Origin of the sequence: Nitrosospira sp. Nsp18 (assembly GCF_900103145.1) — a bacterium.
Lineage (GTDB): Bacteria > Pseudomonadota > Gammaproteobacteria > Burkholderiales > Nitrosomonadaceae > Nitrosospira.
Genome location: NZ_FMWY01000020.1, coordinates 33,120 through 54,874 on the forward strand (window position 1 = coordinate 33,120; position 21,755 = coordinate 54,874).

23 protein-coding genes and 1 pseudogene are annotated in these 21,755 nt (G+C 53.8%); 16 read left to right on the top strand and 8 right to left on the bottom strand.

Going from position 1 to position 21,755, the window contains the following annotated elements:
• Window positions 1–5 precede the first annotated feature (5 nt).
• Both BLS94_RS09870 and BLS94_RS09875 read right to left on the bottom strand, forming a co-directional pair.
• Entirely contained in the window at window positions 6–452 is a 447-nt protein-coding gene (locus BLS94_RS09870; RefSeq protein WP_176767850.1) for a hypothetical protein, read from the bottom strand.
• Window positions 419–781: a hypothetical protein gene (locus tag BLS94_RS09875; protein WP_072767437.1), complete on the bottom strand. Its 363-nt coding sequence runs from the start codon at window positions 779–781 to the stop codon at window positions 419–421. Before BLS94_RS09875 ends, BLS94_RS09870 begins: the two co-directional genes overlap by 34 nt.
• A gap of 695 nt (window positions 782–1,476) precedes the next feature.
• Between BLS94_RS09875 and BLS94_RS09885 the strand changes: the two genes are divergently transcribed.
• The gene (locus BLS94_RS09885; protein ID WP_090960386.1) at window positions 1,477–2,763 is read left to right on the top strand and encodes a metallophosphoesterase family protein; all 1,287 of its coding nucleotides are present in this window, start codon (window positions 1,477–1,479) and stop codon (window positions 2,761–2,763) included.
• On the top strand, window positions 2,760–6,272 hold the full coding sequence (locus tag BLS94_RS09890; RefSeq protein ID WP_090960389.1) for a YhaN family protein: 3,513 nt from the start codon (window positions 2,760–2,762) through the stop codon (window positions 6,270–6,272). The genes BLS94_RS09885 and BLS94_RS09890 overlap by 4 nt, the downstream gene beginning before the upstream one ends.
• Window positions 6,273–6,345: 73 nt before the next feature.
• Here BLS94_RS09890 and BLS94_RS09895 read toward each other — a convergent pair whose 3' ends face one another.
• Window positions 6,346–7,227 carry an MlaA family lipoprotein gene (locus tag BLS94_RS09895; protein ID WP_256325377.1) on the bottom strand — a complete coding sequence of 294 codons (882 nt, stop codon included), beginning with the start codon at window positions 7,225–7,227 and terminating at the stop codon, window positions 6,346–6,348.
• 262 nt (window positions 7,228–7,489) lie between these two features.
• Here BLS94_RS09895 and BLS94_RS09900 point away from each other — a divergent pair, with 262 nt between their 5' ends.
• From BLS94_RS09900 to BLS94_RS09920, 4 genes are all read left to right on the top strand, one after another.
• A complete protein-coding gene (locus tag BLS94_RS09900) occupies window positions 7,490–7,792 on the top strand; it encodes a hypothetical protein (RefSeq protein WP_090960393.1) in 303 nt (100 codons plus the stop codon).
• Window positions 7,793–8,031: 239 nt separating this feature from the next.
• Window positions 8,032–8,568, top strand: coding sequence for a Cif family virulence factor (locus BLS94_RS09905; protein WP_218124785.1), 537 nt, complete (start codon window positions 8,032–8,034; stop codon window positions 8,566–8,568).
• 33 nt (window positions 8,569–8,601) lie between these two features.
• Entirely contained in the window at window positions 8,602–10,005 is a 1,404-nt protein-coding gene (locus tag BLS94_RS09915; RefSeq protein WP_090960399.1) for an adhesin, read from the top strand.
• Between the two features lie 16 nt (window positions 10,006–10,021).
• Window positions 10,022–10,585 carry a lipocalin family protein gene (locus BLS94_RS09920; RefSeq protein ID WP_090960402.1) on the top strand — a complete coding sequence of 188 codons (564 nt, stop codon included), beginning with the start codon at window positions 10,022–10,024 and terminating at the stop codon, window positions 10,583–10,585.
• 2 nt (window positions 10,586–10,587) lie between these two features.
• On the opposite strand, the gene BLS94_RS09925 is transcribed toward BLS94_RS09920, so the two are convergent.
• Window positions 10,588–11,052 (bottom strand): ferritin-like domain-containing protein, encoded by a 465-nt coding sequence (locus BLS94_RS09925; RefSeq protein ID WP_090960405.1) that lies wholly within the window; start codon window positions 11,050–11,052, stop codon window positions 10,588–10,590.
• 136 nt (window positions 11,053–11,188) lie between these two features.
• Between BLS94_RS09925 and trbG the strand changes: the two genes are divergently transcribed.
• The 9 genes from trbG to BLS94_RS09970 all read left to right on the top strand — a co-directional run bounded on the left by trbG (window position 11,189) and on the right by BLS94_RS09970 (window position 17,336).
• Window positions 11,189–11,755, top strand: coding sequence for a P-type conjugative transfer protein TrbG (trbG, locus tag BLS94_RS09930; RefSeq protein ID WP_090960408.1), 567 nt, complete (start codon window positions 11,189–11,191; stop codon window positions 11,753–11,755).
• Window positions 11,756–11,757: 2 nt separating this feature from the next.
• On the top strand, window positions 11,758–12,246 hold the full coding sequence (locus BLS94_RS09935) for a hypothetical protein (RefSeq protein ID WP_090960411.1): 489 nt from the start codon (window positions 11,758–11,760) through the stop codon (window positions 12,244–12,246).
• Window positions 12,247–12,250: 4 nt separating this feature from the next.
• Window positions 12,251–13,534 (top strand): TrbI/VirB10 family protein, encoded by a 1,284-nt coding sequence (locus BLS94_RS09940; RefSeq protein WP_090960414.1) that lies wholly within the window; start codon window positions 12,251–12,253, stop codon window positions 13,532–13,534.
• 12 nt (window positions 13,535–13,546) lie between these two features.
• A complete protein-coding gene (gene trbJ / locus BLS94_RS09945; RefSeq protein ID WP_090960417.1) occupies window positions 13,547–14,308 on the top strand; it encodes a P-type conjugative transfer protein TrbJ in 762 nt (253 codons plus the stop codon).
• 11 nt (window positions 14,309–14,319) lie between these two features.
• Window positions 14,320–14,544 (top strand): entry exclusion lipoprotein TrbK, encoded by a 225-nt coding sequence (gene trbK, locus BLS94_RS09950; RefSeq protein ID WP_176767851.1) that lies wholly within the window; start codon window positions 14,320–14,322, stop codon window positions 14,542–14,544.
• 5 nt (window positions 14,545–14,549) lie between these two features.
• The gene (gene trbL, locus BLS94_RS09955; RefSeq protein ID WP_090960456.1) at window positions 14,550–15,872 is read left to right on the top strand and encodes a P-type conjugative transfer protein TrbL; all 1,323 of its coding nucleotides are present in this window, start codon (window positions 14,550–14,552) and stop codon (window positions 15,870–15,872) included.
• A gap of 2 nt (window positions 15,873–15,874) precedes the next feature.
• Entirely contained in the window at window positions 15,875–16,330 is a 456-nt protein-coding gene (locus BLS94_RS09960) for a transglycosylase SLT domain-containing protein (RefSeq protein WP_090960422.1), read from the top strand.
• A gap of 196 nt (window positions 16,331–16,526) precedes the next feature.
• Window positions 16,527–16,751, top strand: a complete 225-nt coding sequence (locus BLS94_RS14615; RefSeq protein ID WP_143021684.1) for a hypothetical protein — start codon at window positions 16,527–16,529, stop codon at window positions 16,749–16,751.
• Between the two features lie 42 nt (window positions 16,752–16,793).
• A complete protein-coding gene (locus BLS94_RS09970; RefSeq protein ID WP_090960429.1) occupies window positions 16,794–17,336 on the top strand; it encodes a hypothetical protein in 543 nt (180 codons plus the stop codon).
• 398 nt (window positions 17,337–17,734) lie between these two features.
• On the opposite strand, the gene BLS94_RS09980 is transcribed toward BLS94_RS09970, so the two are convergent.
• Window positions 17,735–18,343, bottom strand: a complete 609-nt coding sequence (locus BLS94_RS09980) for a DUF1353 domain-containing protein (protein ID WP_176767852.1) — start codon at window positions 18,341–18,343, stop codon at window positions 17,735–17,737.
• 965 nt (window positions 18,344–19,308) lie between these two features.
• Here BLS94_RS09980 and BLS94_RS09985 point away from each other — a divergent pair.
• Entirely contained in the window at window positions 19,309–19,773 is a 465-nt protein-coding gene (locus BLS94_RS09985; RefSeq protein ID WP_256325378.1) for a toll/interleukin-1 receptor domain-containing protein, read from the top strand.
• Between the two features lie 368 nt (window positions 19,774–20,141).
• Here the strand turns inward: BLS94_RS09985 and BLS94_RS09990 are convergent, their stop codons facing one another.
• The 3 genes and pseudogenes from BLS94_RS09990 to BLS94_RS14620 all read right to left on the bottom strand — a co-directional run.
• Complete coding sequence (locus BLS94_RS09990; protein WP_090960441.1) at window positions 20,142–20,909, bottom strand: SMODS domain-containing nucleotidyltransferase; 768 nt, start codon at window positions 20,907–20,909, stop codon at window positions 20,142–20,144.
• Window positions 20,910–21,422 (bottom strand): SLATT domain-containing protein, encoded by a 513-nt coding sequence (locus BLS94_RS09995; RefSeq protein WP_090960445.1) that lies wholly within the window; start codon window positions 21,420–21,422, stop codon window positions 20,910–20,912.
• Window positions 21,423–21,620: 198 nt separating this feature from the next.
• Window positions 21,621–21,755: pseudogene (locus BLS94_RS14620) on the bottom strand (IS3 family transposase); the annotation flags it as partial.

Genomic DNA, 21,755 nt, shown 5'->3' on the forward strand with positions numbered 1-21,755 from the left:
TAAAATCAGGCAAACCAGCGTAAGAAAGCGGCTGCGGTCAGCGCCGTTACGCCCAGCGCAATAAGCAGTTTCCAGGCAGCGCGGCGTTTTTCTTCAGTCCAGCCAGCGCCCTGGCGCAGATACATTACAGCAATGCTGAGGCCGCCCACCGCACACATGATTTTGATAACCAGCGCGGCAAAGGCTACTCCATGCAAGTCGGGCAGCTTTTCGTAAAAATAATAGCTGACTACGCTGAACCCCATGCCGCTCAATGCCTGGGCTGCCCAGCCTAACCCGACCAGCCACGCAAACTTGCGCTGGACGGGGACGGGCTGTGCTGCCGGGTAGAGCGCAAAAATTGCAACGCCTACCACGGCAGCGGCGCCAAAATTGTGCACGAGTTGCACAATGGCGTAGTCGAGGTTTTCAAACACAATTATGTGGTTGGCTCTACGCTGACATTGATGCATTTCTGCGCGCCAATCGGCGTGTGCGCCTTGTTGACCACCTTGATGCATATCTCGTGCTGGCCCGCCGGAAGTGTTCCCAGTGCGTGGGTGCCTTTTAATCCGCGTAACGTCACAGCTTCGTTGCTGTCCAGGTAAAGATGCGTATGATCACCTTTTTTTCCCAGTGACACCTCGTAGTCGATATTGACATCGCCTTTCGGGCTAATTTTGGCGCCATCCGGAGGTGATGAAATCGCGACGGAAGCGTCGGCCGAAGCGCCGGCGGCAAATGAAACCGGGACATAGCAGCCAAGAACAAGTGAAGCTGCCAGAACGTAAGAGATACGCATCGTTATTCTCCTTGAAATATTAAATTGAAGTGGCCATAAAAAAGACGGGAAATAGTTTATTCAGCGCAAAGTCACATAAACCGGAAACTTGTAGATTCCAGGCGAACTCTACATTTCGAATTCTACCCTTGAAGTATGTCCCAGCCCAGTTTCGTTTTGCGCCATCGGCCGGCTTCAGCGACCTTGGAGCCCACCGCGCTTTCGCGTGAATGGAAAAACCGGCTGACCACTGAATGGCGTGCATAGTCTAGCTCAGAATGCCCGCCCTTGCAGAGCTACAGTTGAACAAGATTTGAATGGTGTATGGAAATTATCCTGAATCCGGCAGTTGGACGTGTGATGTGTGTTCGCCAATCAGTGACAGACCGTTACAACTGGTCAGCACGTCGCGAATTTCCGTTCAGCCGATTTTCAGGAATGCGATTTTCGCAAAGCGAATACAACTGGACTCAAGTACAGTTGCGCTAGCGATAGCGCGTGCAGGATCGAAGCTTTGGTGGAGACATTCGCTCATTAGAATTGGCAGTTTGCTTACCGAGAAAAAAGATATCCTGTAAAGCTTGTCTACGGATGTGCTTGAATATTGCTGTCGAGTCGACTGAATAACTTGTGATTACCGGCTAACTTGTGATTACCGGCAGGGGAGGACAGCAAGCGCGGCCGGGTCGTAACGATCGGAATAGGGGAATTTATAGATGCGTTTTATCCATGCGGCTGATTTGCATATCGATAGCCCGCTACGCGGTTTGAGCCGCTATGACGGGGCGCCTGTTGACCGCTTGCGCAATGCCACCCGCCGGGCGCTGGTGCAACTGGTGGACCTCGCGCTGGATGAGCAGGTAAATTTTGTGCTGCTGGCCGGGGATCTCTACGATTGCGATTGGTATGATTTTCATACCGGCCTATTTTTCCGTGAGCAGATGGTGCGGCTGGCGCGCGCCAATATTCGGGTGTTTATCGTGCAGGGCAATCACGATGCGCAGGGAGTCATCAGCCGCCAGTTACCCCTGCCGGACAATGTAACGACGTTTTCCAGCAAGAAATCCGAAACAGTGCGGCTCGATGATCTGGCGGTGGCCATCCACGGGCGCAGCTTTCCGGATCGCGAAGTACCGGATGATCTGGTGCCGCTTTACCCGGAGCCTGTGCACGGTCTATTCAATATCGGCGTGCTGCATACGAGCTTGACCGGCGCCATCGGCCACGACACTTATGCCCCGACCAGCCTGGCGGTGCTCACGGCCAAGGGCTATGACTATTGGGCATTGGGCCATGTCCATGCCCGGCAGGTCGTGTCCGAGAAAGCGCCTCGCATCGTGTTTCCCGGAAATTTGCAAGGGCGTCATGCTAACGAAACCGGCCCCAAAGGCTGCGAACTGGTCACGGTAAATGCGGGCACTGTCGAAGCAAGTTTTATTGAACTTGATGTCGTGCGCTGGCATCAAGTGACCGTGCAACTCGATGGCGTGAACGATGTTGCGCAAGCGGCCGAGCAGGCGCGGAAAGCACTGGCAGCAGCCATAGCGGGTGCAACCACTCTCCTGCATGCGGTCAGGGTCAATCTGATCGGACAAACCCATCTATACGAGTTGGAAGCGAAGCAGCCGGGGACGTTGGCCGCCACAGTACAGGCTGCGGCACAGGATATTAACGATTGCGAAGTCTGGATCGAGCAAGTGCGCCTCGCCATCAGCTCGCCGATCGATCGTGCCCAGGCTATGGCAGGGCAAGACGCCATTGCAGAGTTGGTCCGCCTGGTAGATGAGCTGGCTGCGGATGATGCCATGCTGGCGGACTGGTCGAAGCAGGCGATGGGCGACGTACTCGCCAAGCTGCCCCTGGAAGTACAGGCCGATGTGGCAAGTGATGGTTTTCCCCGGCTCGACGACCCGGCCTCGCTGCGAAGCCTGCTGGCGGATGCCGAGGCAACGCTGCTGGCGCGCCTGAACGTGGAACGTGCCGATGGAAGTGGGATCCGATGAGAATAGAGAAGCTGTTTTTATCCGCCTTCGGTCCGTTCACGGATCGTGCGCTGGATTTCGCGGCAACGCCCGCCAATTTCCACCTGATCTATGGCCCGAACGAGGCTGGCAAGTCATCGGCATTACGCGCGATGGGCGACCTGCGTTTTGGCATCCACCCGCGTAGCACGGACGATTTCATTCATGAATACAGCCGTATACTGCTCGGAGGCGTATTCGCGAATATTGGCGGCGAACGCGTTGCCCTGGCGCGCCGCAAAGGAAACAAGCAGACGCTACTCTATGCCGATCCAGGAAACGGTAAGCCGATCGGCGGTACCGCCGTCGCTTCCGCCGTTGAGCGTGCCCTGACCGGAGGCCTGGATCGGAAACAGTTTGAGGTTATGTTTGGAATCGATCATGAACGCCTGCGCGAAGGCGGCAAGCTACTGTTGAGCGCGGATGGCGAGCTTGGCTCGGCATTGTTCGAAGCCAGCGCCGGAACGCGAGGTGTAACGGCTCTATTGGCTTCGCTACAGGAGGATAGCCGCCGCTATTTTATCCCACGCTCCAAACAGGCCACTCTCAACGAAGCCAGCCTCCAGATTGATGAATACAAGCGTGCCTATCGCCAGGCGTTGACCAGGCCTGCTGAATGGAAAGACCGCAAGCGCACCCATGCGGATGCAAAGGCAAAGCTTGCTGAACTGAGGGACCGATTGGTCAAACTGCGGCGCAGGGAAAACGAGTTGACTGAATTGCGGGCAGTTCAGCCCCTGCTGAAGCAATATGATGACGCTCTGGCTGCGCTGAACGGCCTGACGGAGATCCCGTTATTACCCACAGATGCAAGAGAAAATCGCCTGGCCGCCGAACAGTCGCTGCAGGTAGCACTAAAGGCTATTTCCCAAGCGGATGCCGAGCTGGTGGAATATGCTCAGGAAAAGGCGCAACTCATGATCGAGCCGCCATTGTTGAGGCACGCCGCCGCGATTGAGCGTCTGATCAAAAATCGAGATACGGCGAGCTATACGTATGTTGAATTACGGAAAACCCAGGCTGAGGCCGATAGCGCCCGGCTCGCGCTGGTTGCGATGACAGCCAAAATTGCGGGAGGTCGTGCAATTGATGATGTGCTGGCAGCCGTTCCCTCTATGGCCGACCGGGTGATGCTGAATGAGCATCTTGCTCAGTGCGATACCTTGGAGGGACGTTTGAGTTCGCGCCACGAGCGGGTTGCGGACATTCTGAAAAAACTGCAACAGCAGCCGGAAGACAAGCGGCCAATGACGGATGCGGCTTCGCAACGAGCAATTGAAGAAGCATTGCATACGGCACGAACAATGGGTGATTTCACAAAGCGCCACGAGAAGCTGCAAGGCGAAATAGAGGATCATGCGCGGCGAGTGCGGCAGGGCTTGACTGACCTTGGGCTGTCTGCCGTGGAACAACTGCAAGGCAGCCAGCTATTATTGGGGGCGGAAATAACCTCTGCGGAAAAGGAATTCGATCGGCTTGAAACTGAAATCAATAGCCTGCACAAGGAGGAAACAGCGCTCAAGCACGACCTCCAAGCTCAACAGCGGCGTCAACATGAATTTGCGGCGGAGGGTGAAGTGGTCACCGCGCAAACTTTGCACGCAGCCCGCGTGCATCGCGACCATGGTTGGGAGTTGATACGCAAGGCATTTATTCAGCGTAGCGAAAATCCGGAATCGCTTGCCGCCCAATTTGATCCGAACCGCCCCTTGCCTGAAGCATTCGAGAATTCGCAGAACGAGGCAGACCGCCAGGCGGATCTGTTGCGCGAAGGCGCCGAGCGAGCCGCCAAGGTGGCTGAGTGCGAGATACGTGTCGCTGAAATGGAAGCACGATTAAAAGAAATTATTCTGTTGAAACAAGCCAATGTACTCGCGCAAGAGCAGGCTCAGTCAGCTTGGCTCGGCAGGCTCTCCGCCGCGAACTTGCCTGTCCATCAACCGGCAGCGCTGCGGGAATGGTTGAATCTGCGCAGTGCGGTTTTGGAGCGGATCACCCATCACGTTAAGGTATTGAATGAGCAGTCCCGTCTTCTCGCTGAAGCGGAACAGGCTGCATCGAAGCTTGGCATGGCGCTGTCCGCCGTGGGGGAAGTGGTCCAGGCTGATGTACATAGCCTCAGCCCAATGATTGCGCGGGCTTCGGATTGGATTCGAGCCATGATCAAGGTGGCTGCGGACGAAGCGGCTCGCCAAAATGCAATAAAGAGCCTCGAAAACGACCTGAATGCGGCAAATCAGGATATCAGGAAGTTCGGTGATGCACTGTCTGTGCATATGGACAAGCTGGCTGCCTGGCATACACGGCTGTTCCTTGCCGAAGACAGTTCGCCGGCGGCAATCAAGGCCAGGCTCGATGAACTCGATGCCTTGCAAAACGCCAGAATTGCTCAGGATGACCGGTTGTCGCGTATCCGTGCTCTTGTTGCGATCCAGGATGCCTTGTTGGACCAGGCAAACCGGCTTGCGGCATTACTGGGCGAGCCTGAGTGCCGCCACGTGGATGATTTCGTTGATCGTTTGCAAGACCGCTTAACAAGATCCCGCTCAGCGGAAAGGAGCAATAACGAACTCGATCGCCGGGCTGAGGCTGCTCAGCGCAAGAAACGTGAAGCTGAAGCGGAGCAGTCGGCGAGTGAAGCGGCGCTTCTCGCCCTGTGCCAAGCAGCGGGTGACGTGGATGCAAATAATCTAAGCGAGGTCGAGGAACAGTCGGCCAAAAAACGGCTATTACAGGAAAAGGCTGAATCGCTGATTGGGCAGTTGCGTGAAGCGTCGACCTCAACGCTTCCGGAATTGCGAGAGGCCTTGTCGGGGCTCGATATCGCGGAAACAGACGTTGAGCGGGAGCAATGCCGGGCATCCATCAAACAGCTTGAAGAGGAGGTCAACGCAGCGGCGGATGCAGAGCAATCGGCACGACGCTCACTGGATGAGATCGATACTTCCGATCATGCTGCAGAAGCCAGAGAGCAGATGGAGTCGGCCATTGCGCGTTATCGCGCTGGAGTAAAACCATGGGCGCAGCTGAAGCTGGCCGAATCACTCCTGCGCGAGGCGTTAAGGCGCTTTCGTGACAAGGCGCAAGCACCCATGGTGACGCTGGCCTCCGAGTATTTCAGGCTAATCACGAATGGCCGCTATCGACGTCTGATCGTGGATGACTCGGCTGAGCAGCCTGCGTTGCAGGCGGAGCGCGACGATGGCAGGCATATTGGCGTATCGGCCATGAGCGAGGGTACTGCAGACCAGCTTTATCTCGCCCTACGCTTGGCTGCACTGGAACTGCAACGCAACGAGCAGCGGCAAATGCCGTTGATTCTTGATGATGTTCTGATTACTTCCGATGATCATCGCGCCGCGAACGTATTCAGCGCGCTGGCGCGTTTTGCCGAAGGTGGGCAGGTGATGCTGTTCACGCACCACCGCCATCTCATCGATATAGCCAGCGGGGTATTGCAGGCCGATGTCTTGGCGATTCACTCACTATAATCTGAACGGAATGAATTTACTACCATGGCGGAAAGCGAGTTGATCATACTCTGACCCCAACCCCTGTTCATGCTCAGTTCGATGGCTTGTTCGCAGGTTCTTCTTCCAGCTGATCATCGTAACTCTCGGGTGGAGGGCTTCCGTCGTATATCAGGTGCTTACGCTGCTGCAGGTAGGCATCGCGCACGAACAGGTAAGGGTCCAACGCAGCCTGATCGCGAAGTTGCATGGGGCCGGATAGCCTCGCTCTCATGTCGATGATGCCAAGGATGGAAAGCGGTGCAGCGATGGCGGTGCCAATCGCGTAAGGACCCAGAAAAGTCCCTACATAAAAAAGAATATTGGTGAACACGTCTACAGGAATACTAAACGCGTCACGATAGCTGCTTGGACCGAGCAATGGAATAAACAGATAGGATTTCGCGTCGACACCCCACACACCCAGCGTCTGTCCAAAATCTTCATCATGTTGCGGTAGACCCATGCGCGAGGCCACATCGAAGAGCCCGGCTATTCCGATAGTCGTATTGACAGTCAATCGCAAGGTGTCATTAAACCCTTGGCGTACCTTTCCTTGTAAAAAATCATTCAGTATTACGTCCGGATATCCCAGGTTGTCATAAAAATTTCCGACGGAGCGCCGAACAGGCGACGGCACATAATCAATATAGACGTCGGCAACTGGCTTCAGAATTTTTCGATCGAGCATATCGGTAAAATCATAAGACTTGCGATTAATGTGCTCATGGGGATCCGTTGCGTCTGTGCTCTGACCGCGCGGACCCACGGTTGCGCAACCGGTAAACAGAATTGTGCATATTAACAACAGGACTTTGGCGGGATGGCTATGCTTCATGGTCAGATAATGAATAGACGACAGTTTATCGAGATTTATACCGAAGCCACTGCCGTTCGGCCCCCGCAACGTCACGGAATGCACAGTTGGCAGTTCCAATGAACTCATCCAAAACTATACTCTAAAGCCAGGGAAAATATCAATTAAAGGAGCAGGTTCGATGAACAGCGGTCAATCTTATGGAATGAGTATCAGATCGTTCCATTCGCTTATCGGAAAGCCATCCGTTCCTTCCAAAGTGTAGCTGGTATCCGCTCCCGACAGGAAGAATACGTGCGATATCGTACAGATTCCTTTGTTATCCGGAGTTTATTCTTTTCTTCCGCTAATAATCTTCGTTAAAGTAAACAGGAGAATCGTCATGAAGACCAAAACACTCGCACCCGTTATTTTGCCGCTCGTCATGGCATGCGCGGCCACAAGCTGCTTTGCTGGAGAATCGACCGAGATCAAATGGTCTCAGGTGCCGGCTGCAGCGCAAAAAACGATCTCCCAAAACATGGGCGAGGGCAAAATTGAAGAAATCAAGAAGAAGACGAGGACAATAAGCGGTAAATCCGTCACGATTTATGAAGTACAGGCGAGAAAGCCGGATCCAGGTGGAAAGAAATTTGAAATTGAAGTCGATGAAGGCGGCGAACTTATCGAACTGGAGGACGAATGAACATACGATTCCAATAGCCGGAATTCAAATAATTTGCATAAGATGCAGCATGACTCGCAAGACTGACGAGCACGTGTCGTTCGATTCTTGCGCGTTACCGAAAAGCTTCAGGTCCCGCCTTCACCGCCTGATGCCGAGAGCTAGCAGCCTGTCGGTCGCGTTGTTTCTTTCATCGAGATTTAACTAAAGGGCCCTATGCAAAGCGATGAAGAGGAAATCCGGCAGATGGTTCCATCTGGATGGCCGCAAGCAAGGCGGGTGATACGGAGACAGTCCTGTCATTGATGGTGGATGACGTTGTCTTTCTTGTGGCAGGCCAGCCCGTCATGCGCAAGGCTGAATTCGCCGTGGCGACACGCGCTCAATCAGGCAAGGGAGCTCCGCAATTCGACGGCAGAAGCGAGATTCAGGAGATCAGGGTTCTCGGGGAGTGGGCCTTTATGTGGACGAAGCTCACCGTCGTCGTTACGCCGCCTGGCGGCGCTCGATCCATGGTGCGCAGGCCATACGCTGTCCATCCTCAAGAAGCAAAGCGGAAATTGGGTGCTGGCACGCGATGCCAACATGCTGGCGCCTGTGCCGGACAAATGACGGCGGGCGCCATGAAAACGAGGGCGACGGGCAAGATGGCCGGCGATATTATCGGTCGGTGTATGCCATGGGAGTTTTGCGGCAAGCAGGAATTCCAGTTCGTTTTGCCCGAAGAAAACCATTTAAGCAAACCCAAGTCATTCTCAATGTTTTCATTATTGTCGCGCTATAGTTTGATATCATAACGCGTCGATTAAAACGTGGAATGGATCATCTGGATGAAACCTAATCACAAGAAAAGAATAATTTCATGGGGCCGCTTGCTGCCACTAACAATCGCCTTGGGACTGGTCGCGTGTGGTGGTGATGGCAGCGGACCCGCCGCGAGCAATGGCAGCGGCGACAATAGCGCCGCAACCGCCGAAAAAGGTCCGGCTACGGGCAGACTGCTGGATGCCGCCGTGAGCGGCGTGGCTTACCTGGCGTCTTCCGGCGCCGCCGGCAATACAGATGAGAGTGGTATCTACAAATACAGCCACGGGGATACGATTGAATTCAAGCTGGGCAGCCTGATTCTCGGGAAACCGAAAGGCGCGGCTATCATTACCCCTATGGAACTGGCCGGTGACAGTGAAAAAAGGTTGCAAAACCTGCTTATCCTGTTGCAGTCGCTGGACGCGGATGGCAATGCCGTAAATGGCATTACCATTCCGGCTGCCGCCGCGGCGGCTGTCACTGCTTCAATCAGTCTGGATAGCGAACCTGCTGCGTTTGTCGCATCGGCCGAATTGCAGAAGGCAAGAGAGGCGGGCGGCGTTACGGGTGCCGTGAAGACGGCGGAACAGGCCAAGGCTCACTTCCTTTCGCAGGGGATACCTTTGCTCAGTACCAATATCTGGGTCAGAAACGATGACGCGACCGCTTCCGTCATCCGTATTTCAGCCGCTAACGGCGGCGAATATCTGAACGGAGAAGCCACACCTGACGATTCGTGCGATACCAACCGTGTGTGCGGCGGCAAACTGCTGAGCAAAGCTGGAGTGGAATACGGAGCAGCGAGGGTATCTGAGTTTGAGACAAGAGGATTCAAGTTTGTCGGCAAGCCCACAATCGATACCAACCTTCATGCGGGTTTATCAAACCCAAGGCCCGCCTGGCGCGTTCGCACCGATGGCCCCGAGTTGATTACCTCGGATATCATGACAGTACAAAGACCGAGGAAACAAGCCAGTCTCTTCGGCGAGCTCTTCCATATTGCCGGCACGCTCGAGGTAAGCTCTTCGAAGGAACCTATCAAGACCGAGGTCAAGGAGATCCGGTATTCCAAAATGGAGAATGACCCAAAAGGCATCATCGGGGCTTGGGTGCCTGACCCGGCTGCCATCAAGATACAAACCTACTTTTTCTTTTCCAACGGAAAGTTCATGATGGTTGATCCTATCGGGGATCCGGAACGTGCCGGCCATGAAAGTTGTGGTGACCCGGGTATCGAATTCGCTTCATACACTTACGATGCCGGCAGCAAGGGTTTAACGATTAAAGGATTCACCTACGATAACAATGGCTGCGCGGGTTTTTCCGACACCGAGACAACCGCGTTCAAACTGAATGCGGACGGCAATACAGCGACGCTTGAAACAAAGAGTGGTCCTGCATTGACGTTGCATCGGATATCAAAGTAGCTTGGAGGGGTTGGGAATGCGTACATTACTCTTTTCATTCTCTATGATGGCCGTGGTGGCATTGACCGGGTGTGTCGGAGTCCCGCAGCTGAGGCTTCCGCAGGGGGTTGCCCCGGTCACGAACTTTGATACGCAGAAGTATCTTGGTGTATGGTATGAGATCGCACGCCTGGAGCATTCTTTCGAAAAAGGCCTGAGCGATATTACCGCTACTTACAGCCTGCGTGATGATGGCGGCATCAAGGTTGTAAACCGAGGATACGACGCTAAGAAAGACGAATGGCGCATCGCCGAGGGGAAGGCTTATCCTGTGGAAAACCCCGATACGGGCTATTTGAAAGTGTCTTTTTTCGGGCCATTTTACGGTTCGTACGTAGTCTTCGATCTGGACAGGATTGACTACCAGTATTCCTTCGTCACCGGGCCGGACAAGAATTACCTATGGCTCCTTTCGCGCACTCCACGCGCTTCGGATGAAGTGTTGACCCGGTTCATAAGCGAAGCGGGTAAGCATGGGTACGACATCGACAAGCTTATCTATGTAGACCAAAGTCGAGCACTCTCTTCAATGCGGCAATAACTTCAGAACGGGCTGGCGTTGCCATGCCTTGCGGTGTCGCGCAGTTGGCGCACCCTATCATGGTTACGTTTTGCGCCTTCGTATTGCTGGTCGAGGAGGGCACGCAGTTCGCCCGGTAATTCTTCCCTCAACGCATTTTCATAGGCCACCACGGCAGCCGCTTCGCCGCGTTCGCATTCTTCAAGCACCGCCAGATTATCATTGCTCGTCAAAGTCGTCTTCAGGTCGACCCAGACGCGATGCAATGTGCCCGTTACCGTCCCGCCGGTATCGGGGTTCCCGCCGTACCGCCTGACTTCGGCACTCAACGTGTTGACGGCCTGCGCGCAACTCTGCGCCCGGTTTTCAAAATATGACTTCAGCGCGGCGTCATGCGCATCCGCCGCACAAGTCCTGAAGCCATTTGCGCCGTCGCGCGAGATTTCAATCAAGCCGTTCAGCACGTTTACGATTTTATCGTTGTCCATTTCGCTTCTCCGGAAAATAATGCGTAGTCCCAACGATAAAAGGATGCTGAACCTGCGTCTGTACGTTGGCACACGTTCTGCTACAACGTTGAGAATAGATATTGGCTCTCATTGCCTGGTCTTCCATCCGGTTTGAATAAAAAAAGAAACCGCCTGTCGAGCCGCTGGTAATGAAGTACAGCACCTGATTATCAAGCTCATGGATACCGGCCTGGAAACGTCCCTGATCGTTACCACCGACCGGCGCACCTACCACTTGCGGCTGCGCTCGCACCGCACCGAATTCATGCCGCGGGTGGCGTTCATCTACCCGCAAGACGCGATGGCAAAGTGGGATGAAATCAAGAAAAATGATGCCAGAAACCACAGCCGGCAAATATTGCCTGGTACCGGCGAATACCTGGGCGACCTCAATTTCGACTACACCATCGACGGCGCCGATGCCGCTTGGAAGCCGTTGCGCGTTTATAACGATGGCGTCAAAACCATTATCCAGATGCCCGCCGCCTTGAGCCAGTCGGAAGCGCCGATCCTGCTGGTAGTGCGAAAAGACGGGGGCCTCTTCACCGACGAGGAGTCGGTGCAGGTCAACTACCGTCTGCAGGGCAACCGCTACATCGTTGACAGCATTTTCGACAAGGCCATCCTGGTCGCAGGCGTGGGTTCCAGCCAGGATCGCGTCATCATTCAGCGAGGGAAATAAAAATGCGCATCCTCCTTTCCGCCTTTCTGTGCGCATGCCTCGGCGCCTGTGCATTCCAGCCCTTGACGAAGGGGAATCCCTTCGCCGCCCTTGACGAAAAGATTGCTTCCGATACCGTCAACCAGCTGGCGCGGCTCTATCCGCCGGCCAAGACGCAATTCAGCCTCGTGGTCTCCGAGCCTAAGAGTTTTGGGGCGCTGCTGTCGGACCGGCTGCGCGCCAAAGGCTATGCGCTGTCCGAGAAGGAAGAGAAAACCCGGCTCATGCCGCCGGATACCTTTGGCGCGGTATTTTCGCCAAAGCCGGCAGACGAGGGCAATAAGCCGATAAAAACACCTGCGCCCGAGGGGATCGAGCTGCGCTACGTGCTTAACCATTCGGCAGACCTTTCCCGCGTCACGATGGTAGTCGGGGGCGCCGTGCTGGCCCGTGCCTATCTGGTCGAAAACGGCGCCATTGCCCCTGCCGGGGCCTGGACGTTCAAGGAATAGCGCCATGAGCCAGACAATGCCGCCGTCAGTCTCCCCCGGCCAGGCACGAACCGGAGGCGGGCGCCGGGTCAATAATCTGCCGCTGTACCTGATAGGAATAGTAGTGGCCATGTTTCGTCTCATCGTAGGATTGGTGGCAATGGACCGCGCCAACCCGAAGCAGACAGAAGAAGAAACACCCAGGCGCCAGGGCAACACGTCGCTCTTTGCCAAGGAACTTGCCGGGGACCGCCCGGATGGAATCATTCCGGCATCCAGTCCCGTTCTTCCGGAAGAGGCCGATTTCCGTCCCGCGAATCCCGACCTGCCGCCGGTGCCGCCGTCCCTGCCGTCCTCCCAGCATCAAACGGACATGGAGCGCATCCGGCAAATGAAGCAGCAACAGTTCGAGGAAGCACTGAAAGCCAAGACGGGCGTGCAAATAGCGCAGCCGCGCGAGCATTCTGCGCCGGATGCGGCGAGTGGGCGGCCGGCTGACCTTCCCGCCCATACAGACCCGGCCGCGGTCTACCGCGCGCGGCTGGCGCAACTGCGAAAAGCGAGCATGGGTGGGCGCGAGGATATGGAAGATAGCGAAGAAACACGGCCAAGCGAATCCGGCCAGCCAGGAAAACCCAGGAATAATTACGAGGATTTCGCGGGCGGGGGAGAGGATAAGTGGAAGCTCGATTCGCGCCTGCTCCCGCCGCGCTCGCCCTATACGGTGCAAACCACTTTTGTGATACCGGTCACGCTGATCACCGGCATCAATTCCACGCTGCCGGGTAAAATCTTCGCGCAGGTCAGCCAGGATGTGTACGACACCCCCACGGGCAAGCACTTGCTGGTGCCGCAAGGCACCAAGCTCGAAGGGGTTTACTCCAGCGATGTGGCGTATGGGCAGGCAAACCTGTTGGTTGCCGGACAGCGTTTCGTGTTTCCCGATGGCAAGACGATGGATATCGGCGCCATGCCCGGCTCCAGCGGCGCGGGCTACGCTGGATTGTCGGACCAGGTCAACAATCACTACGTACGGCTGTTCGGTTCGGCACTGATTATGTCGGCGATCACGGCGGGCGTGTCATTAAGCCAAAGCCGCAACCAGATTGCAGGCACGTTCGGCGCGCCCACGACCAACAGCGTATTGAGTGCCGCCCTGGGGCAGCAGCTGGGGCGCGTGACTTCGCAACTGATTTCAAAGAATCTCAACATTTCGCCGACGCTTGAGATTCGCCCCGGATACCGTTTCAACGTCACAGTCACCAAGGATATGGTTTTCAGCAAGCCCTATCAGGCATTCGACTATTAAGGGGAGCGTTCAATGAAAACAACGACACCTGGAATTCTTGCGGCATTGGTTGCAATGAGCCTGGGTGCCGCCACGCCGGCAGCGGCGGGCGGCCTGCCGGTTATCGATATCGCCAGCGTGCAGCAAGAAACAATATCAGCCATTGAGGGCGTGAACCAGACACTCAAAATGGTGCAGCAGTACCAGCTCCAGTTGCAGCAGTACGAAAACATGATCCAGAATACGCTGGCGCCGGCAGCGTATGTGTGGAACCAGGTGGAACGGGTGAACATGGCTATCCTGGGGGCGACGAATACGCTTAATTACTATCGAAATCAGGCGGGCAACCTCGACGGCTACCTGTACAAGTACCAGAACTCGTCCTACTACATGAGTTCGCCTTGCTTTAGCATCAGCGGTTGTCCTGAATCGGAACGCAACCGGCTCTTTGAAAACCGCAGGATGGCATCCGACGCACAGAAACGGGCGAACGATGCCATGATCCGCGGGCTGGACCTTCAGCAGCAGGAACTTGAAGCCGATGGGCGCCGGCTGACGGCATTGCAGATGCAGGCGCAAGGCGCGCAAGGACAGATGCAGGCCATACAGGCCGCCAACCAGCTTGCGAGCAACCAGGCGAGCCAGTTGATGACTATACGCGCGCTGTTGATGGCGCAGCAGAATGCGGAAGCGGCACGGCAGGCTGCCTTGGCGGATATCGAAGCCCAGCAGCACGCCGCTTCGGTACAAATGAGGGAAGGCGCGTTCAAGAAGAGCGTGCCTTACGAATGGTAAAGGAGAAGAGAATGAAATCGGAGCGTTCAACCCGGTTGTTTGTCGTTGCAGGGATCATGCTTGCGGTGCTTTCCGGCTGCGACCAGTTTCCATCTGAGAAAAGGACAAAGATAGCCAACCCGACCTGCGAAGACCTGGGGAAGATAACCGATAACGCCGAGCACAAGGCACTATTGGAAAAATGCCCGGATTACATGGCAGGGGGGACAAAGAAAAGTGTCCCCTACGAATGGTAGCGGCCATGAGGACACCAGCAGGATCAACTCTGGTTATGTTGTCGGTGTTCTTCTGCACGGTGCTTTTTGTCTCTGAAGCGCATGCGACGATTGAAAACGCTAATGTGCTTGACGACATTTTATTCCGTTACAAGGGAGCGGCATCCGCGTGGGCCGTAACCATCACGGAAAGGGCATCCTGGCTTTTCTGGCTGCTGGTGGTCATCAGCATGGTATGGACATTCGGGTTGATGGCGGTGCGGCGGGCCGACCTGGGGGAATTTTTTGCCGAATTCATCCGTTTTACAGTATTCACGGGCTTCTTCTGGTGGCTGCTGATTAACGGGCCAAATTTCTCTATGTCGATTATCGATTCACTCAAGCAGATTGGCAGCGAGGCCAGTGGGCTTCGCGGCATGGGTTCCCCATCCAGCATCGTGGATATTGGTTTTAGTATCTATAATCGGGCGCTGGATCAATCCATGTTGAGCAAGCCGATCGACAGCATCGTAGCTATCATCCTCTCGTTGATTATCCTCATCGTCCTCGCGCTTATCAGCGTCAACATGCTTTTGTTACTTGTTTCTGGCTGGATACTGGCCTATGCCGGCATCTTCTTCCTGGGATTTGGCGGGTCGCGCTGGACCTCCGATATAGCGATCAACTACTACCGGACCGTATTGGGCGTCGCGGTATCGCTATTGGCGATGGTGCTGCTGGTGGGCATCGGCAAGACTTTCTTGGACGACTATTATGCGAGCATGGATGCTGGGTCGAATTTAAGAGAGTTGGGCGTGATGCTGGTGGCGTCGATGGTTCTGCTTACGCTGGTCAACAAGATCCCGCCCATGCTGGCCGGGATCGTCGGCGGTAGCGGGGGTGGTATCGGCAATATCGGGAGTGGCGCCGCGATCGGCACGGCCGCGGCTGCGACCGGTATGGCAGCAGGCATGATGATGGCTTCAGCCACCCATGCGGCTGGGGGCGCCTCGGCCATCAAGGCGGCATTCGATGCGGCGCACGACACCATGAATAGCGGCGGCGGCATGTCTACCGGCCTGGGCCAGGGTGGATCACCATCCGGTGGCGGTGGCGGCTTGGGCCAGGCGATGGGAACGGGTGCGCGTTTTGCTGCAAACATGGGATCGAATCTTGCCAAGGGGAGTATGGCGGTCGCAAAGGCGGGCGCAGGCGACCGCGTTAGCCAAACTCCCGGCGGAAAAGTCGCCTCGGCCATTCGTGCCAGCATGGGACAGCCGGAATTCACCGGAAACCGGTTTGCAAATTCCACCGATACAACGGTAGACCGCGAAGCCGAAACCGAAGCTTTCGTGAACAGCAAGCGCTAGCGATGGCCGATCTGCCGCCGCATATTCAGGAACGAATCGTCTGCTCCATCATGGCAGCAGTGAAATACGAAGTGCCGGCAAACATCGTCCTGGCCGTGGCGGAGAAGGAAAGCGGCAGGGCAGGGCAGTGGGTGCGCAACTCGAACGATACCTACGATTTAGGCCCGATGCAGTTCAATACCGCGTATCTATCCGACCTGGCACGGTTCGGCATTACCGCAAGCCATGTCGCGCGAGCCGGGTGCTATGCGTTTGATTTGGCTGTGTGGCGGCTCAGGATGCATATCAAAAACGACAAGGGCGATCTGTGGACGAAAGCGGCCAACTACCACTCAGCTACGCCGCATCTCAATGCAGCGTACCGGGCGGATCTAATGCGCAAGGCCGCTAAATGGACAAAATGGCTTGATGCCCGTTTTGTCACGTATCAGATTACGGCTTCACCTGTTAAACGGTAAGGCAATCTCGTTATCAATCTGCCCATGGACAACCCTATGGATAATCTGATGGACGGATAGATCCCCGCCCACAGCTTTCCCACAGGGATTGCCCACAGGCACACCGGGCGCCACCACATAAGCCCCTTCTGACGCTGCCTTCGGCCTTGCCCTAGCCATTTTTAGATTTTTCTTTAAATAAAACCGGAAATTTTCGTTGAAGAAATCGATGGGCAAGAGAAAGCAATCTTTGGATTCGCATGCCGAAAGCGTCAATTCGCTGTTTGACCAGCTAAACCAGGCCGCGCCGGGCGGATCAGGGAAGCGGGAAGTGTGGTTTTTCGTGCGCGGTGCAGCCGCCACTTCAAATGCTTTCAGCGGGACGAGTTTTTCTGGTGGTGCTTGTCGGTCTTTAATGGGGCGAGGGATTAGTAGCATTTAATAGCTCTACATCAAACAGGTAAAATAACCAACAGGAGTTCCTATGAAAAAAGGGTTGCCGCCATACGTCTGCGGTCTAGAAGACACTCAAATCCGCGCAATAGCTCTGGATTGCGGATTCAAGCTCAAGCAGCAGCTGGATGGGACAGAAGATTTAAACCCTTACGTCTATAAATTCGCTGAAGAAATCCTCTCGACCATGCCTTCACCGGAAGAAGTTGCAAGATATAGAAAGGCGTTGATCGATGGCAGTCCGCCCGCCGAACTACAGAACGAAGTGATGCGGCTTAGAAAAGAAAACTTATTGCTAGAACAAGAAAACGCGGCGCTCGAGGTTGAAGTGGAGCGGTTGGGGAAGGATGCTCCGAGACCAGTTATAGATGAAATTTGGGATCGAATGGTTAAGACCTACCACGTTGAACCGGCTGCATATATGGACAGCAATAGCGTGTTATGGCACGTGGACCAATACGAAGAATTACAAGATGAGAGTCGCAAAAAATGGTTCACGCCACTATACGTCCGACCAACTACAAGCGAGATTGAGCGGTTGCGCAATGAAAACACTGAAGCCAATCAATCATAAACGAGCTCAGAGTTTTAATACAAAACTCCCTTCCAGTTGACCGAGATACCCCGATATGGGAAATGGTTAAAGAGTTTGAGCGTAAGTACAAAGGGGCGAAATGAAAATACCTAAGTATAGCAACCTGCATTTGAAATAGTGCCGACCAGCATTCGGCGTGATTTTGAGCCAGGAATAACTGCAACTATCCATCCCCGCAAACCGGAATTAACTGCAAATGAACCTGCATTTATCCCCGCCTACCTGCATTTGATCTTCACTGCTCCCATCGCACGATTCCCCAAGTTGTTCTGCATCGTGCTTCGGCATCACCTCGACGATGATATCCGCTTCAGCCAAGGCGTCGCGGCGCACCTGTTGGCGCAAGCTCTTTCATTTCTAGGATTAACCTCGGAACCTCAGTCAGCAGCTGAGCAATAGTCGGGGGGAGGATCAGACGAAGGCCTTTGTTCTGGCCGATAACCACTATTAAATATTGCCTGTTGCAACTCTTTCCATTCGGTTTTTGGGTCTGTGGGTCGCATGGATTCGGGAATTTCACGGGTCATGCCAGCTGCTCTAATCTTTTTGTTAGCCTCCCACGACATTGCGCCCCCCCATCTAACTGCAAGATGAATGAAGAACCGACGAAATTTAGTTACTTTTGACTCCTCCATGGCTGCGAGAAAAATGCGATCAGCTTGCTCGCGCGTGCATCGTTGATCCCAGTACAGAAAATCATGGACAACGGACGGTGGGCCGTATTTTCCCCAAGGGGGCAAGATGCTCCAAAATGGCTGAGGTATGCTCGCAAAGTCAGTAACGAAATAGTCTGGAATGATAATCTCCTTGCCTGTATCGCGAACGTCATACACAAGCGGCTGGGTTAGGAACCAGTTTTCGGCATCAGCGAATGGGGAGACCTGTACAAAGTTTCGGAACTGCAGAAGATTAAGAGAATAGGCGGGCATAGCAGCGAGACTAGTGAAAGCAGCAAATATAATGATGGCGGCGCTTCGTTTTTTCATGTTATTTCTTAACTGCCGGCAGCCCATTAAAAGCTTTTTGTTATTGCTATTTTAGATTAGCAGGCAAAGAGGTAATTACAAACCAAAATCATCAAGAACTAACTTGCATTTCTCGGGAAGCGCTGATAGAAATATTTTATAGAGTGAGGAAAAGTCACTCCGAAATGACAAAATTCACCAGGTAGGCGGGGTTTTGAATCGCCCCGGCTTTCATGGAGGCTGTTTGGTTTAAGTTAAACTTCTAGCGTGGTTTTTTCAGCCAGTTGCTGATAATAGTTTATCTCAGCTTCAGCCGGCGGAATATAACCGATAGGTTCGAGTAACTGTAACGGCTCGCAATCGAAACCGGTCGTGCTCACAATAACTGCAAATGAAAGGGCCTGATTCTGTCTCATTAGGCTTTAGACGTTCAAGATAACATGTCTTGAAAAGACAATTTTCACCCTATTGAGACAGAGAAATTGTCTCAATGCATTGGCTCGCTGGGGTAGACCAATACGAGACAAACATTGCAGGAAATGCCTGCTAACGGCCAGGAGCGAAGATGGATATTTTATTGGTCAACGCAGCACGGTATAAATGCACAGCAAAATAACTGAGAGCCAGTATACAGGCGAATTTCGAGCCGGTAGATTTGCCGGAATATGCGACAATCAACCAGTATGCGTCACGTCGTGTCGTATACAACACGTTAGAGCGCATCGGCTGCTTAACCCTCTACTTGAAAGGGCGATTACAAATGGAAGGATTACGACATGGCTAGATGCACAGCGCCAGTACGCGGGCATAGCTCAGCGGCCGCAGCCGCAGCCTGCCCTGCATGCCGTTACCGCAGTAGCTATCGCTCTGGCGGCTACGGCTCGTCCTACTCCTCATCGGGCAGCGGCGGTGGTGGTAGGTCCAGCAGCAGTTCAAGGCCGCGCTGGTCGAGAGCGGGTTCGTCCATTTCGTACACGCCTGCCCAAGTGCAGTCACTCACGCCAATCCGCCAAACCGTTGAGACGCGAGCAGCGGAGCAAACTGACCTTCGTGACGTCTTCCTGTGCCACGCGTGGGACGACCGGCAGGGGCCAGCCAAAGAGCTGCACAATTTGCTCGTGGCGGCTGGTGTCAATGTTTGGTTCAGCGAGAAGGACCTTGGCCTCGGTGTGCCGATGATGCGCGCCATCGACAAGGGCTTAGCGAATTCGCGAATCGGGCTTGTGCTGGTGACCCCTGCGCTGCTGGCCCGCCTCCCAAAAGAGAGCGTCGCCGACAAAGAGCTTTCGGCACTCCTGGCGGGCAACCGGCTCGTTCCCATCGTGCACAACACGACGTATGACGCTCTCCGCAATGTCAGCCCTTTGCTCGCCTCTCGAAGCGGCCTGGACACTGCAGAAGATTCAATGGCGGTGGTCGCGGCAAAAATCGCCGAGCTGGTCGCTGTCTAGCTTTATTGCCCACACAGTCGCTTTGTCTGTTGCTCCGTCATGGTCAGCTTTCGAGGGAATGTTAAGTAACGCGCTCTAACCTTTCGGTCAAGCGGGTACCGTCTTCCGGCGTGCCGCCTCCAGACGGCCCCTTACCTCTAACGTGAAAGGCCGCTTTGGAGAAATTTCACCGGCAGCAACGCGTCGTTATCGGCCACTCATTTCATTTTCAATTAATTTGAGCACACGAAAATGGAATGCGAGCATGTTTGCAGTTAATCTGAGCATGAACCGTTTTTTATTTACAGATATTCTGAGCCGAAAAACGCTTCAAATGTGAGCACGGCCCGTTTCAAATGCGAGCCGCAACAGCTAATGGTTGGGGCAGGTCATGGAATAAGTTTCTTCACTTCAGCCTCGGCACTGTTAGGCATGCCATCACGCTCATACTGGCGAACTTTGGCAACAATGTACTTGGCACGCTCAATTTCTTCTCTTTTCCCCTGAGCGTTATGGTAACTATCCAAACTATCAATGGCTTTGAAGAGGTAGTCTTTTTGGTTATTACATAAGAAGAACCATATTCCTACAATATGTTTTTCCAATAAAAACGAATCGAAGATAGCACCACGTTGCATATTCCAAAACTTAGCCAAGCGGATCGTCGGTTTAATCAGAAAAGACTCGACATTATTTTTGGCAATTAGTGTCTCATTGAAATCGTTCGGATTGGTGTCGCGCCATGCGGACGCACCATTGGGAATTCGATAGCCAAAAGGCCAATTGCTCAAGGCGGGGACAAGATCAAACCTAATATGATCCAATTGCAAAACGATACTGGGGGATGATTGTTTGATTTCCGAGCTCGAATAGTAGAAATCGGCAAATTTCTTTATACGATCAAGATACGTTTGAGGAGCATATCCACCTTTATTAAAGACGACCATATAGTCGATATCAGATTGCCTATCCATAGAACGCGGAAGAATCGTTCCCCGTGTTGACGAACCAAAACGGAAATGGGCGCTTAATTCTGGGCCAAAATAGCTATCGAGCCTATTTTTAATTGTATCGATTGATCTATTGATTGAAATTTCTTCTGCACCTGAAAGGATTGCGTTACTGGCGCGTTTCTCAAGGTAGGTGATGACGGACATTTAGCTCCCTTCCTTATCTACGCGATGCGTCGCCTCGCCCTTGTCAATACCATCGCGGGCTCTCAGAAAATCCTTTTTTGAAAATTGAGGGCTAGCTTGGTTGAGTTCGTTTCTTCGTTTAGTAAACTCATCCATACCATCAATAGCGGCTTGTTCATCACACACGCAGGTCAGCCTGATTTCTCTGAATACGCGAGCGTCATTGCGAAGTGCAAGATACTGGCCCCCGCTTCCTTTATGAATCGATGCGCGCTCAGAGGGTTTTAAAAATGTCATGAGTGATGTAAGAATGCCAACTATTACGGACATGATGCCGGCAATATTTCCGTAATCCCGTAAGAAGGCTGTACCCGCAAGCGCACTGAGTACTACAGAAGGAACACCAAGCCAATAGTGGTATGTAGTCCATCTATCGCTGGCGTTAAAATGCGATTTACCCGAATGAATGCAATCTTCTTCGATGCGCTTAAGCTCGGTCTGAATTACCAATTTCGGATCAAGCAAATTATTCATTAATGTTTCCTGGCTTGCTCAAAAGAGGCTCGATCAAAAGGACATGTGGGCTCAGCCGCCGGCGGGTTGAATCTTACGGACTTTAAGGAAGATTTAACTATTGGACTTAGGTACTACTACAATTGATTATCCGCTGGCGATTGGGCTCAAAAGACACAGGCGGTTGAACCGCCCCGGATTTCATGGAGGCTGGTTGGTTTAAGTTAGACCCTCTACCGCGGCTTTTTCTGCCTGCTGCCGATAATAATTTTCCTCGGCCTCAACCGGTGGATCATAACCAGTGGGTTCGAGCAAACGTTGATGGTTGAACCACGATACCCATTCCAGGGTGGC

What these genes read in the sequence shown, in the direction of transcription:
- BLS94_RS09870 (WP_176767850.1), bottom strand. Translation starts at nt 452, where the DNA reads ATGCATCAATGTCAGCGTAGAGCCAACCACATAATTGTGTTTGAAAAC.
- BLS94_RS09875 (WP_072767437.1), bottom strand. Translation starts at nt 781, where the DNA reads ATGCGTATCTCTTACGTTCTGGCAGCTTCACTTGTTCTTGGCTGCTAT.
- BLS94_RS09885 (WP_090960386.1), top strand. Translation starts at nt 1,477, where the DNA reads ATGCGTTTTATCCATGCGGCTGATTTGCATATCGATAGCCCGCTACGC.
- BLS94_RS09890 (WP_090960389.1), top strand. Translation starts at nt 2,760, where the DNA reads ATGAGAATAGAGAAGCTGTTTTTATCCGCCTTCGGTCCGTTCACGGAT.
- BLS94_RS09900 (WP_090960393.1), top strand. Translation starts at nt 7,490, where the DNA reads ATGAAGACCAAAACACTCGCACCCGTTATTTTGCCGCTCGTCATGGCA.
- BLS94_RS09905 (WP_218124785.1), top strand. Translation starts at nt 8,032, where the DNA reads ATGGCCGCAAGCAAGGCGGGTGATACGGAGACAGTCCTGTCATTGATG.
- BLS94_RS09915 (WP_090960399.1), top strand. Translation starts at nt 8,602, where the DNA reads ATGAAACCTAATCACAAGAAAAGAATAATTTCATGGGGCCGCTTGCTG.
- BLS94_RS09920 (WP_090960402.1), top strand. Translation starts at nt 10,022, where the DNA reads ATGCGTACATTACTCTTTTCATTCTCTATGATGGCCGTGGTGGCATTG.
- BLS94_RS09925 (WP_090960405.1), bottom strand. Translation starts at nt 11,052, where the DNA reads ATGGACAACGATAAAATCGTAAACGTGCTGAACGGCTTGATTGAAATC.
- BLS94_RS09935 (WP_090960411.1), top strand. Translation starts at nt 11,758, where the DNA reads ATGCGCATCCTCCTTTCCGCCTTTCTGTGCGCATGCCTCGGCGCCTGT.
- BLS94_RS09940 (WP_090960414.1), top strand. Translation starts at nt 12,251, where the DNA reads ATGAGCCAGACAATGCCGCCGTCAGTCTCCCCCGGCCAGGCACGAACC.
- trbJ (WP_090960417.1), top strand. Translation starts at nt 13,547, where the DNA reads ATGAAAACAACGACACCTGGAATTCTTGCGGCATTGGTTGCAATGAGC.
- trbK (WP_176767851.1), top strand. Translation starts at nt 14,320, where the DNA reads ATGAAATCGGAGCGTTCAACCCGGTTGTTTGTCGTTGCAGGGATCATG.
- trbL (WP_090960456.1), top strand. Translation starts at nt 14,550, where the DNA reads ATGAGGACACCAGCAGGATCAACTCTGGTTATGTTGTCGGTGTTCTTC.
- BLS94_RS09960 (WP_090960422.1), top strand. Translation starts at nt 15,875, where the DNA reads ATGGCCGATCTGCCGCCGCATATTCAGGAACGAATCGTCTGCTCCATC.
- BLS94_RS09970 (WP_090960429.1), top strand. Translation starts at nt 16,794, where the DNA reads ATGAAAAAAGGGTTGCCGCCATACGTCTGCGGTCTAGAAGACACTCAA.
- BLS94_RS09980 (WP_176767852.1), bottom strand. Translation starts at nt 18,343, where the DNA reads ATGAAAAAACGAAGCGCCGCCATCATTATATTTGCTGCTTTCACTAGT.
- BLS94_RS09990 (WP_090960441.1), bottom strand. Translation starts at nt 20,909, where the DNA reads ATGTCCGTCATCACCTACCTTGAGAAACGCGCCAGTAACGCAATCCTT.
- BLS94_RS09995 (WP_090960445.1), bottom strand. Translation starts at nt 21,422, where the DNA reads ATGAATAATTTGCTTGATCCGAAATTGGTAATTCAGACCGAGCTTAAG.